The organism is Trinickia sp. (genome assembly GCF_051953405.1).
In the GTDB taxonomy this organism is placed as follows: domain Bacteria; phylum Pseudomonadota; class Gammaproteobacteria; order Burkholderiales; family Burkholderiaceae; genus Trinickia.
This window is the reverse complement of sequence record NZ_JBQCIV010000113.1, coordinates 1-11,879: the sequence shown is the minus strand read 5'-3', so window position 1 is coordinate 11,879 and position 11,879 is coordinate 1. Positions and strand designations below refer to the sequence as shown.

Genomic DNA, 11,879 nt, shown 5'->3' with positions numbered 1-11,879 from the left:
TAACCCGGCCAGCGAAGCGCGCACGATTGCGGTGCTCGACGAGCTGAATGGGGCGCATGTGCGGTAAACCCCGGCACTCTCGGGGTGGGGGGGCGCGCGGGGCCGCGTGCAAACCGGGCGCGCGCCCGCCACGAATCCGAGCTTCATTCTGCTCGACGAACCGTTCGCGGGTGTCGATCCGATCGCCGTGCTCGAGATCCAAAAGATCGTTAAATTCCTCAAGCAGCGCAATATCGGCGTGCTGATCACCGATCACAACGTGCGCGAAACGCTCGGGATCTGCGATCACGCGTACATCATCAGCGACGGCTCCGTCCTCGCGTCGGGCGCGCCGCGCGAAATCGTCGAGAACGAGAGCGTGCGCCGCGTCTATCTGGGCGAGCACTTCCGCATGTAAGGTCCGGATCCCCGGACACTGCAATTTTTACGCAATCGGCGTAAGCGGCCGCGGCGCGCCGCCGCTCGGCCGCGCGCCGCTCGCCGTCGCGAGGTTCCCGGCGCGTGGCAAAGTCTCTACAATGAAAGACACATTGCCATGAAAGCCAGCCTCCAACTCCGCCTATCGCAGCATCTTGCGTTGACCCCGCAACTGCAGCAGTCGATCCGATTGCTGCAGCTGTCGACGCTCGAACTGCAACAGGAAGTCGCGATGGCCGTCGCGCAGAACCCGCTGCTCGAATCCGAAGACGAATGGATCGCGAGCCCGCTGCGCGTCGCGAGCGACGGGACCGTGATCGCGCAGGCGCCCACTTCCTCCGCACCCGAGCCGATGAGCGGCAACGCCCCGTCGGAGAACGCCGAGCGCAGCGAAGGCAGCGACGGTGCAAGCTCCGACGAATTCGGCGCGTCAGGCAACGCCGACGGCGCCGATTCGTCGCAGTGGAATCTCGACGACTACGGCCGCTCGTCCGGCGCCTCCGACGACGACGACCTCCCCCCGCTGCAAATTCACGAGGCGAGCACGTCGCTGCGCGATCATCTGATGGCGCAACTGTGCGTCACGCAGGCGAGCCCGCGCGACCGTGCGCTCGTCACGTTCCTGATCGAATCGCTGGACGACGACGGCTATCTGACGGCCTCGCTCGACGAAGTGCTGGCCGACCTGCCCGAAGAACTCGAAGTCGACGTCGACGAACTCGGCGCGGCGCTCGCGCTGCTGCAAAGCTTCGACCCGTCCGGTGTCGGTGCCCGCTCGGCATCGGAATGTCTGAGGCTGCAACTGCTGCGGATGCCCGATTCGCCCACGCGCAAGCTCTCGCTCGAAATCGCCTTGAATCATCTCGAATTGCTTGCCGCCCGCGATTTCACGCGCTTGCGCAAGCAGTTGAAGGCCAGCGACGACGATCTGCGCGGGGCGCATGCCATGATCCGCTCGCTCGAGCCTTTCCCCGGCGCGGCGTACGGCAAGGCGGAAGCCGACTACGTAGTGCCCGACATCATCGTCAAAAAGACGTCGGGCGGCTGGCAGGCGGAACTCAATCCCGAGGTGGTCCCGCGTTTGCGCATCAACCGCTTGTACGCAAATATCTTGCGCAACAACCGGGGCGACCCGGGCAGCGGCTCGTTGCGCCAACAGCTGCAAGAGGCCCGCTGGCTCATCAAAAATATCCAGCAGCGCTTCGAAACGATCCTGCGCGTGGCGCAGGCCATCGTCGAGCGGCAGAAGAACTTTTTCGCCCACGGCGAAATCGCGATGCGCCCCTTGGTTTTGCGGGAAATAGCTGATACGCTGGGCCTGCACGAATCGACGGTTTCGCGCGTCACGACCGGCAAGTACATGCTCACCCCATTCGGGACGTTGGAGTTCAAGTACTTTTTCGGCTCGCACGTGTCGACCGATACGGGGGGCGCCGCATCATCCACGGCCATTCGCGCCCTCATCAAGCAACTGATAGGAGCAGAAGACTCGAAAACGCCTCTTTCGGACAGCCGCATAGCCGAACTGCTGGCGGAACAAGGATTCGTGGTCGCGCGCCGCACAGTTGCCAAGTACCGCGAAGCACTCAAGATCCCCGCAGTGAACTTGCGTAAGTCTCTTTAGGCTCCCCGCGTTTTGCAGGGGGCATTTACCGGCCCTGACGCCATCGGCGAAACCGGCCGGCCGATACGACCCGCCGCTCGTCAGTCACGCGGGGTGATGACTCGAGCGGGCCGCTCCCGACCGGCAAAGCCGCACCTATGGTGCCAGGCAGCCATTCGTTTGGAGAGCACTATGAATCTGAAGATCAGTGGACACCATCTCGAAGTTACGCCAGCGTTGCGAGAATACGTGATCACCAAGCTCGACAAGGTGCTAAGACATTTCGATCAGGTCATCGATGGCAATGTGGTCCTCTCGGTCGACAACCACAAGGAAAAGGACAAGCGGCAGAAGGTTGAAATCAGCCTTCACTTAAAAGGCAAGGACATCTTCATCGAAAGTGCGAACGGCGATCTGTACGCCGCCATCGATCTCATGGTGGATCGGTTGGACCGGCAGGTCGTGCGCCACAAAGGGCGCATCCAAGAACATCAGCATGAGGCGATCAAACATCAAGACGTGCCGCCGCTAGGCGAACAAGCACAATAAGCGACGCGGCGGCCCTCGCACGGCCGCCCCGCACCCCGCGAGAAAGGCCGCCCGACCGGGCGGCCTTCTCTTTTAGAGAGAAACGCAAAAGGCGCTTGCTTGGCGCGGCGCACCATATGCTTCGGCCCTGATCTATAATGTGCCGGTTATTGAAGGGGCAGCCGGCCGTAGCAGTGCCCGAGGTCGTCGGTCCGCCCGGCCGACCCATGCGGCCGAAAATCGACAACCAGCCCGTTGCCGCGAGGAGCGCCCAGGCGACGCGTTAGCCTGCCAACATGAATCGTTTAGCCAAATTTCTTCCGCTCGAAAACGTCGTCCTCGGCCTTTCGGTTACCAGCAAGAAGCGTGTATTCGAGCAAGCGGGTTTGATTTTCGAAAACCAAAACGGAATCGGCCGCAGTGCAGTCACCGATAACCTCTTCGCTCGCGAACGGCTCGGCTCCACGGCCCTCGGGGAAGGCGTCGCGATCCCCCACGGGCGCATCAAGGGCCTCAAGCAGCCGCTGGCCGCGTTCGTGCGGCTCGATCAACCGATCCCGTTCGAAGCGCCGGACGGACAGCCCGTCTCATTATTGATCTTCCTGCTCGTGCCCGAACAGGCCACGCAGCAGCATTTGGAAATTCTCTCGGAAATCGCGCAGTTGCTGTCCGACCGCGAAGCGCGCGAACGCCTGCACACCGAACCGAATCGCGAAGAGTTGCATCGCCTGCTCACCCAATGGCACCCTTGAGCTTGCTCGTCGCGCCCTACTAGTTCTTTTCCTGGTTCGGCACGGCGGCACGGCGCGGCTCGCGCGCCGTTCATCGGCCTTGGCGGGCAGGTCGACGCACGTCGTCGCCGCGCGCGCCGCGGTCAACCAGGAGCCTCGGATTCATGGATACGTCCAGCATCAACGCCCAAAGCATTTTCGACGACAACGCCTCCATGCTCAAACTGAGCTGGCTGACGGGGCACGAAGGCTGGGAGCGCGGCTTTTCCGCGGAAACCGTCGCGAACGCGACGTCGAGCGCCGACCTCGTCGGCCACTTGAACTTGATCCACCCGAACCGGATTCAGGTGCTGGGCGAGGCCGAGGTCAATTACTACCAGCGGCAATCGGACGAAGACCGCTCCCGCCACATGGCGGAGCTGATCGCGTTGGAGCCGCCGTTTCTCGTCGTCGCGGGCGGCGTGGCCGCGCCGCCCGAACTCGTCTTGCGGTGTACGCGCTCGTCTACGCCGCTTTTCACGACCACGATGTCGCCGGCGGCCGTGATCGACAGCCTGCGCCTTTACATGTCGCGGATCTTGGCGCCGCGCGCCACGCTGCACGGCGTATTTCTCGACATTCTCGGCATGGGCGTGCTGCTGACCGGCGATTCCGGGCTCGGCAAGAGCGAACTCGGTCTCGAATTGATCAGCCGCGGGCACGGGCTCGTGGCCGACGATGCCGTCGATTTCGTGCGGCTCGGGCCGGATTTCGTGGAAGGGCGCTGCCCCCCGCTGCTGCAAAATCTACTCGAAGTGCGCGGGTTGGGTCTGCTCGACATCAAGACGATCTTCGGCGAAACGGCCGTGCGCCGCAAAATGAAGCTCAAGCTCATCGTGCAGCTCGTCCGTCGGCCCGACGGCGAATTCCAGCGCCTGCCGCTGGAGAGCCAGACCGTCGACGTGCTCGGGCTGCCGATCAGTAAAGTCACCATCCAAGTGGCGGCCGGCCGCAACCTCGCCGTGCTCGTCGAAGCCGCCGTGCGCAATACGATCCTGCAACTGCGCGGCATCGATACATTGCGCGATTTCATGGATCGGCAACGGATTGCAATGCAAGATCCCGATAGCCAGCTGCCCGGCAAGCTCATGTGAGCGAAGCGCGCCGCGCGGCCCGCAAACCGGCATTCGGCGATACGTCCGAGCCCGAATGCAAGTGCTATGATGAAACGAACTGGTTCTCCCCCATGCGCATCGTTCTGATCACCGGCATTTCCGGCTCCGGCAAATCGGTCGCGTTGAACGCGCTCGCCGACGCAGGCTATTACTGCGTCGATAACCTGCCGCCCCGCTTCCTGCCCGCGCTCGCCCAGTATTTGGCCAGCGACGACGAAGGGCACGAACGGCTGGCGGTGGCGATCGACGCGCGCTCGAGCGCCTCGCTCGACGACATGCCCGGCATCATCCGCGATTTGGCGAGCGAACACGACGTACGTGTGCTGTTTCTGAATGCCAGCACGCAATCGTTGATTCAGCGGTTTTCCGAAACGCGCCGGCGCCATCCGCTGTCGGGATCGCCCACGCACGATGCCGACGTCGGCTTGCTGGCCTCCCTCGAAGAAGCGATCGAGCGCGAGCGCGAACTCGTCGCCCCGCTAGCGGAGTTCGGTCATCAGATCGATACGAGCAATCTGCGCGCGAACGTGTTGCGCGCGTGGGTCACGCGCTTCATCGAGGAGCAGCGCGAGGGATTGATGTTGATGTTCGAATCGTTCGGGTTCAAGCGCGGCCTGCCGCTCGACGCCGATTTCGTTTTCGACGTGCGCGCCCTGCCGAACCCGTATTACGATCATCGTCTGCGCCCGCTGACTGGGCGCGATCAGCCAGTGATCGAGTACCTCGACGCGTTGCCGATCGTGCATGAAATGATCGACGACATCGACACGTTCGTCAGGAAGTGGCTGCCGCGTTTTCGCGAAGACAACCGCAGCTATCTGACCGTCGCAATCGGCTGCACGGGCGGGCAGCACCGCTCCGTGTTCATCGCCGAAACGCTCGCCGCGCGCCTGGCGCGCGAAGCGACCGTGCTCGTTCGGCATCGCGATGCGCCGGTTTCCATCGACGAATCGTCACGATTGGTGGCCTAACCCGCCGCGGCTTACGCGGCAATTCGAAGCGTGCGCCATGTCCTCTACACCCGCCGTCTACGCTGACCTGCCGCTCTTCCCGCTCCACACGGTCCTATTCCCCGATGGGCTGTTACCGCTGAAAATCTTCGAAGCGCGCTATCTGGATATGGCGCGCAGCTGTCTGCGCGACGGCTCGCCGTTCGGCGTCTGCCTGCTGAAAAGCGGCGCGGAAGTCGCTCAGGAAGACGACGTGCCGTGCGTGCCCGAGATGGTCGGCACGCTCGCGCAAATCGAGCAATGCGACGTCGACGATTTCGGCATGCTGCTCGTGCGGGCCCGCGGCACGCGCCGATTTCGTTTGCTCACGCACCGCAAGGAAGCGAGCGGATTGCTCGTCGGCATGGCCGAACCGCTGCCCGACGACATCCCCCTCGAGGGCGTCGACGTCCTCGCGAAATTCGGGGCTTGCGCCGAAGTGCTCGAGCGCATCATCGAGACGATACGAGAGCGCGACACCGAGAGCGTGCCGTTCGCCGAGCCGTTCCGCTTCGACGATCCGAGCTGGGTCTCCAATCGTCTCGCAGAAATCTTGCAAATCCCGCTGCGCGCGCGCCAAAAGCTCATGGAACTCACCGATGCGGGCGAGCGCATCGATGCGGTCCATCACTATATGCAGCAGCACCGGCTGCTTTAGCGCAGAGCCGCTGCGCGTGTCGGCGCGCTTACGCGGGACACCTCACACGAGCGAGCCGACCAGCGCGTCGAGCAGCTTGCGCACGGGCGCCGGCACGCCGTAATCGTCGATTCGCGCAAGCGGCACCCACGCGGTGTCCGCATCGGCCGCTTGCACGCCGCCCACCCGCGCTAGCTCGCCGATATCGGCGCAACGCGGTTCGATGTCGAGCTTGAAATGCGTAAACGTATGCGTAAGCGGCGCCAGACGCGCGAAACCGGGCGTCGCCCCAAAGGCCTGCGCGCGCTCGGCGAGCGCGGTCTCGTCCGCCGCCTCGGGCAAACTCCACAATCCGCCCCAAATGCCCGACGGCGGCCGCCGCTCGAGCAAGACGCTCGCGCCGTCGCGCAACACGAGCATCCATGTGCGACGCGTCGGCACCGTCTTCTTCGGCCGTGCCCCCGGCAACTCGCGTTGGCGCCCGAGCGCACGCGCGACGCAATCGGATTCGAACGGACAGCGCGCGCATTCGGGCTTACCGCGCACGCATAGGGTCGCCCCCAGATCCATGAGCCCTTGCGTGTAGGCGCTGACGTCGTCGTTCGATGCTTGTGCGTCCGGCATCAAACCCTCGGCAAGCACCCACATCGCGCTTTCGACGCGCTTTTCCCCCGGAAAACCCTCGATGCCGAACACGCGCGCGAGGACCCGCTTGACATTACCGTCCAAGATCGTGGCCCGGGCGCCGAACGCGAACGAGGCGATAGCCGCGGCGGTCGAACGGCCGATGCCGGGCAATTCGGCCAATTGCTCGGGGGCGCTAGGAAACTGGCCGCCGTGGCGTTCGACGACAGCCTGCGCACACCGGTGCAGGTTGCGCGCGCGCGAGTAGTAGCCGAGCCCGGCCCAGAGCGCCATCACCTCGTCGATCGGCGCCGCGGCCAGGGCTGCGACATCGGGAAAGCGCGCGAGAAATTTTCCGTAATAGGGAATGACGGTCGAAACCTGCGTTTGCTGGAGCATGATTTCGGACAGCCAGATGCGGTAGGGATCGCGCGTGTTCTGCCACGGCAGATCGTGGCGGCCATGGCGCCGCTGCCACTCGATCAGCCGTGCGGCGAAAGCCGCTTGCAGCGGGACGGCGGGGTGTTCCGTAAGGTTCGGAGAGGCGGACATGAAGGCAGTGGAATCAGCGCTGACAGTGCGCGCAGTAGTAAGTGGAGCGTTGCCCTTGGACGATTTGCCGAATCGGCGCACCGCAGATGCGGCACGGCGCCCCGGCGCGATCGTAGACGAAGCAATCGAGCTGAAAGTAGCCGCTCGCGCCGTCGCTGCCCACGAAATCTCTGAGCGTGCTGCCGCCGCGTTCGATGGCGGCAGCCAGCGTCGCGCGCACGGCCTGCGCCAGCCGCTCGCATCGCGCGAGCGAAATGCGGCCCGCCGGCGTGGTTGGCCGAATGCCGGCCCGAAAGAGGCTTTCCGAGGCATAGATGTTGCCGACGCCGACGACGATCTCCCCGGCGAGCAGCACCTGCTTGATCGATGCCGTCCGCCCGCGCGTGCGGCGAAAGATCAGCTCGCCGCCGAAGGCCTCGCCGAATTCGTCGCCGAACGGTTCCACACCGAGGCTCGCGAGCAGCGGGTGCGTATCGATATCGCCGTCGGCGCGAGGATGCCACAGGACCGCGCCGAACCGGCGCGGATCGCGGTAGCGCATCACGAATTCGTCGAAGATCCAATCGATGTGATCGTGCTTGGCTGCCTCGCTCGCTTGCTCGCGGGGCAGCACGCGCAGCGTGCCGGTCATGCCCAGATGGACGATGAACCAGCCTGCGTCGATTTCGAACAGCAGGTATTTGCCGCGGCGGGTCACCTTTCGCACGGCTTGCCGTGCGAGCGTGCGCGCGAGATCGGCCGGCACCGGCCAACGCAGGGCGAGCGTGCGCACTTCCACGCGCTCGACGCGGCGGCCGGTCACGTACGGCTCGATACCGCGCCGCGTCACTTCAACTTCTGGCAACTCGGGCATGTCAAAGGGGCAAAAGCGGCAAAAGGCCCGAAAGGGGCGGGAATGGGTGTGTAACTTGCATGGTCCAATTCTGCGTGTATTGTAGCGAGCGCGTTACAATCGACCGAAACCTCGAACGGATCTCCATGATTTTGTCCCTCAAGCAGCTTTTCACGCGCCCGGTCGGCGCTCGCTCCGGCTGGCGCAGCGCGCCGGCGGGCCGTATCGTCGGCGCGGTTCTGTGCGCTTGGACATTGGCCGCGCTGCCTGCGCACGCCCAGGACCCGTCGCCGTCGGACGACAGCGGGGCCGGTGCGTCGGATTTGTTCGGACCGATCTCGCCGCAAGAGAAGAAAGATCTGCCCGACGTTCCGCTGACGAGCCAAATCGTATTCCAGGTGCTGGCGGCGGAAATCGCGTTGCAGCGCGACCAGCCGGCGCCCGCCTACCAAACGTACCTCGCGCTCGCGCGCGATACGCACGATCCGCGCATGGCCGAGCGGGCCGCTCAGATCGCGCTCGGCGCGCAGAGCCCGTCCGATGCGCTAGCGGCCGCACAGCTGTGGCACGAGTACGCACCCAGTTCGGAGCGCGCCGTTCAGCTAGACGCCTCGCTGCTCGTCTTGTCGGGCAAGCCCGATCAAGCCGAACCGCTGCTGGCCGGCGAACTCGCGAAAGTCCCGGCCGACAGCCGCGGCAGCGCCCTGCTCGCGTTGCAGACGCTGATCTCGCGCGGCCCGAACCGGGTAGGCGGCCTGCAAGTGCTGCAAGATCTGCTGAAGAACGATATGGGAACGGCCGAGGCGCAACTCGCGATCGGCCGGCAGCAGTTGCTCGCCGACGATCGCCCGGGTGCGCGCGCCTCGTTCGAGCAAGCGTTGAAGCTCAAGCCCGATTTCCTCCCGGCCGCGCTCGCGCTCGGCCAAATGGGCCCAGACGAACGCAAGGAAGCCACCGCGTCGTTCGAGGCCTACGTCAAGCAGCATCCCAAGGAGCGCGACGCGCGGCTCGCGCTGGCGCAGTTGTATTTGTCGGGCGACCGGCTCGGCGATGCGCAAAAGCAGTTCGAAGCCTTGCGCGCGATGGACCAGCAAGACCCGATGCCGCTGCTTGCGCTCGGGCTGATCAAGGTTCAGCAAAAGCAATACGACGCGGCTCAGCAGTACTTGACGCAGTACGCCGATCTGGCCGAAAAAACGCCCGGCGCCGACCCGGGCCAAGCGTACCTGTATCTGGCGCAGCTTGCGCTCGAGCAAAAGCACGAGGACGACGCCGCGAAATGGCTCGACAGAGTGCCGCAATCGAGCCAACAGTACGTCACCGCGCGCGTCACGCGCGCGCAGTTGCTGGCCGGCAAGGGCAAGGTGGACGACGCCCGCAAGATGCTCGCCGATATTCAAACGGACGATCCGCGCGAATCGGCGCAGATCGCACGCACGGACGCGGCCATTTTGTTCGACGCGAAGCGCTATCCCGAAGCTCAGGCGCGCTTGCAAGAGGCCAACGAGGCCTTCCCCAACGACCCGGAAATCCAGTACGACTACGCAATGGCGGCGGAAAAGAACCACCATTACGAACTCATGGAGAGCGTGCTGCGCAAAGTGATGCAAGAGCAGCCCGACAATCCACAGGCGTACAACGCGCTCGGATACTCGCTGGCCGATCGCAATCAGCGGCTCGACGAAGCCAATAAGTTGATCGAGAAGGCATCGGCGCTCGCCCCGAACGATGCGTTCATCATGGACAGCCTCGGATGGGTCAAGTACCGCCAGGGCGACACGGCGGATGCCGCGAAGCTGCTCAAGCGCGCCTACGACATCCAACCGAATGCCGAGATCGGCGCCCATCTCGGCGAAGTCCTTTGGAAGAGCGGCGACCAGAAGCAAGCACTCGAAGCTTGGCGCCGAGCACACCGGCTCGAGCCCGACAACCAAACGCTCGTCAAAACGCTCGAACGCTTTCAAGTGAACGCCAACGATCTCTGATGCCCGTTTCGTCTCCTCTCCCTCTTGCTCTTCGCCCCGCGCGCCGCGCCGCGCTTAGCGTCGCCGCGGCGTTCGCGGTCGCGCTCGCCGGCTGCGCGGTCACGCCCACACACGGCCCATCGACCTCGAACGCCACGCCCGAGCTGTCGACGCAGACGATGCACGCCTATCGCGGGCGGTTCGCTGTGCGCTATGTCGACCAAAACGGGCAGCCGCGCAACGCCTACGGCAATTTCGATTGGCAGCAACAAGGCGATACGGTCACGCTGCAACTGCTCAACCCGTTCGGGCAAACGCTCGCGATCGTGACGTCGTCGCCGGCCACGGCCTCGCTCGAAATGCCGAACCGGCAACCGGTCACGGCCGATAACGTCAGCGAACTCATGCAGCGCACGCTCGGGTTCTCGTTGCCGATCGAAGGGCTGCGATATTGGCTCGCTTCCTCGCCCGCGCCCACGTCGCACGCGAAGACGATCGTCGACCCGCAGCAGAACTCGCGCCTGAAAGAAATCGATCAGGAAGGTTGGACGATCAACTACATCGCTTATGCCGATGCGCCGGCGACGGGCGTCAAACGCGTCGATTTGACGCGGCAAGACCCGCCGCTCGACATCAAGCTCGTCCTCGATCGCTGAGCGCGGGCCGCTCGCTGCGTCGTTCCCGCCTCGCCCAAGTATTGTTCTTGCCTTACAGCGCTTTCACATGATCGAAACATCCGATTCGCTGCGCGATTGCGCGGCGCCCGCCAAGCTCAACTTGTTCCTGCACATCACGGGCCGCCGTCCCGACGGTTACCACGCGCTGCAGACGGTGTTTCAGCTGATCGATTGGGGCGACGTGCTGCATTTCACGCTGCGCGCGGACGGCCAGGTGCGCCGCAAGACCGACGTACCCGGGGTGCCCGAGGCCAGCGATCTCGTCGTGCGCGCCGCCATGCTGCTCAAAGCGCACACGGGCACGACGCTCGGCGTGGACATCGAGATCGACAAGCATCTGCCGATGGGCGCCGGACTCGGCGGCGGCAGCTCCGATGCAGCCACGACGCTGCTTGCGCTGAACCGGCTCTGGAAGCTGAATCTGGCCCGCGACGTGCTGCAAACCTTGGCGTTGCAGCTCGGTGCCGACGTGCCGTTCTTCGTCTTCGGGAAAAATGCGTTCGCACAGGGTGTTGGAGAAGCGCTCGAGGCTGTACAATTGCCGCCGCGCAACTTTCTGGTGGTCACGCCGAGGGTGCATGTTCCGACCGCAGCGATTTTTTCCGATAAGTCGTTGACAAGAGATTCGGAAGCCGTCACAATTACGGACTTTCTTGCACAGCAAAGCTGCAGCGCAAGATGGCCAGAAAGCTACGGCCGGAATGACATGCAGCCTGTTGTCGTGGGAAAATACGCGGAAGTCGCGCAGGTGCTTGAGTGGTTTGAACCCATAGCACCGGCACGGATGACCGGATCGGGCTCGAGTGTGTTTGCCGCGTTCCGGAGCATCGCCGAAGCGGAAGCGGCGCAAGCCAAGCTGCCTGCAGATTGGGTCAGCGCCGTGGCATCGAGTTTGGATACCCATCCACTCTTCGCTTTCGCATCATAGGTTTCGCATCGTCGGGGCTGTCCCGCAGGTCCGACGAAGCTCAGAGTCAGTGTAGGGGAGTCGCCAAGTTGGTCAAGGCACCGGATTTTGATTCCGGCATGCGAGGGTTCGAGTCCTTCCTCCCCTGCCAAACATTCCCGCAGTTCCCGCCTCCAGCAGCAGGTGCATGATGAGCAGCCATGACGGCCTGATGGTTTTTACTGGCAACGCTAATCCGGCGCTTGCTCAGGAAGTCGTCAAAAT

The 11,879-nt window shown here is 64.1% G+C and carries 11 protein-coding genes, 1 tRNA gene and 1 pseudogene; 11 read left to right on the top strand and 2 right to left on the bottom strand.

The genetic code is table 11. The annotated features are described in order from the left end of the window. The 7 genes and pseudogenes from ACTHN9_RS19350 to ACTHN9_RS19320 all read left to right on the top strand — a co-directional run. Positions 1-397, top strand: a pseudogene (locus ACTHN9_RS19350) (LPS export ABC transporter ATP-binding protein); the annotation flags it as partial. Positions 398-535: 138 nt separating this feature from the next. Next, the gene (locus ACTHN9_RS19345; RefSeq protein WP_440538386.1) at positions 536-2,041 is read left to right on the top strand and encodes an RNA polymerase factor sigma-54; all 1,506 of its coding nucleotides are present in this window, start codon (positions 536-538) and stop codon (positions 2,039-2,041) included. 171 nt (positions 2,042-2,212) lie between these two features. After that, positions 2,213-2,569 (top strand): ribosome hibernation-promoting factor, HPF/YfiA family, encoded by a 357-nt coding sequence (gene hpf, locus ACTHN9_RS19340; RefSeq protein ID WP_440538385.1) that lies wholly within the window; start codon positions 2,213-2,215, stop codon positions 2,567-2,569. A gap of 275 nt (positions 2,570-2,844) precedes the next feature. Beyond that, positions 2,845-3,300: a PTS sugar transporter subunit IIA gene (locus tag ACTHN9_RS19335; RefSeq protein WP_440538384.1), complete on the top strand. Its 456-nt coding sequence runs from the start codon at positions 2,845-2,847 to the stop codon at positions 3,298-3,300. Positions 3,301-3,443: 143 nt separating this feature from the next. Beyond that, a complete protein-coding gene (gene hprK / locus ACTHN9_RS19330; protein WP_440538383.1) occupies positions 3,444-4,412 on the top strand; it encodes an HPr(Ser) kinase/phosphatase in 969 nt (322 codons plus the stop codon). Between the two features lie 92 nt (positions 4,413-4,504). Further along, positions 4,505-5,404 carry an RNase adapter RapZ gene (gene rapZ, locus ACTHN9_RS19325; RefSeq protein ID WP_440538387.1) on the top strand — a complete coding sequence of 300 codons (900 nt, stop codon included), beginning with the start codon at positions 4,505-4,507 and terminating at the stop codon, positions 5,402-5,404. A gap of 37 nt (positions 5,405-5,441) precedes the next feature. After that, entirely contained in the window at positions 5,442-6,080 is a 639-nt protein-coding gene (locus ACTHN9_RS19320; RefSeq protein ID WP_440538382.1) for an LON peptidase substrate-binding domain-containing protein, read from the top strand. Positions 6,081-6,122: 42 nt separating this feature from the next. Here ACTHN9_RS19320 and mutY read toward each other — a convergent pair whose 3' ends face one another. Together mutY and mutM are read right to left on the bottom strand one after the other, a co-directional pair. Further along, positions 6,123-7,235 (bottom strand): A/G-specific adenine glycosylase, encoded by a 1,113-nt coding sequence (gene mutY / locus ACTHN9_RS19315; RefSeq protein ID WP_440538381.1) that lies wholly within the window; start codon positions 7,233-7,235, stop codon positions 6,123-6,125. A gap of 13 nt (positions 7,236-7,248) precedes the next feature. Further along, a complete protein-coding gene (mutM, locus tag ACTHN9_RS19310) occupies positions 7,249-8,088 on the bottom strand; it encodes a bifunctional DNA-formamidopyrimidine glycosylase/DNA-(apurinic or apyrimidinic site) lyase (protein WP_440538380.1) in 840 nt (279 codons plus the stop codon). A gap of 125 nt (positions 8,089-8,213) precedes the next feature. Here mutM and ACTHN9_RS19305 point away from each other — a divergent pair, with 125 nt between their 5' ends. The 4 genes from ACTHN9_RS19305 (at position 8,214) to ACTHN9_RS19290 (ending at position 11,766) form a co-directional block, all read left to right on the top strand. Then, a complete protein-coding gene (locus tag ACTHN9_RS19305; protein WP_440538379.1) occupies positions 8,214-10,052 on the top strand; it encodes a tetratricopeptide repeat protein in 1,839 nt (612 codons plus the stop codon). Continuing rightward, positions 10,052-10,687 carry a lipoprotein insertase outer membrane protein LolB gene (lolB, locus tag ACTHN9_RS19300; protein WP_440538378.1) on the top strand — a complete coding sequence of 212 codons (636 nt, stop codon included), beginning with the start codon at positions 10,052-10,054 and terminating at the stop codon, positions 10,685-10,687. Before ACTHN9_RS19305 ends, lolB begins: the two co-directional genes overlap by 1 nt. Positions 10,688-10,754: 67 nt before the next feature. After that, positions 10,755-11,636 (top strand): 4-(cytidine 5'-diphospho)-2-C-methyl-D-erythritol kinase, encoded by an 882-nt coding sequence (gene ispE / locus ACTHN9_RS19295; RefSeq protein ID WP_440538377.1) that lies wholly within the window; start codon positions 10,755-10,757, stop codon positions 11,634-11,636. A gap of 53 nt (positions 11,637-11,689) precedes the next feature. Further along, positions 11,690-11,766 (top strand) — tRNA-Gln (locus tag ACTHN9_RS19290). Positions 11,767-11,879: the final 113 nt, after the last annotated feature.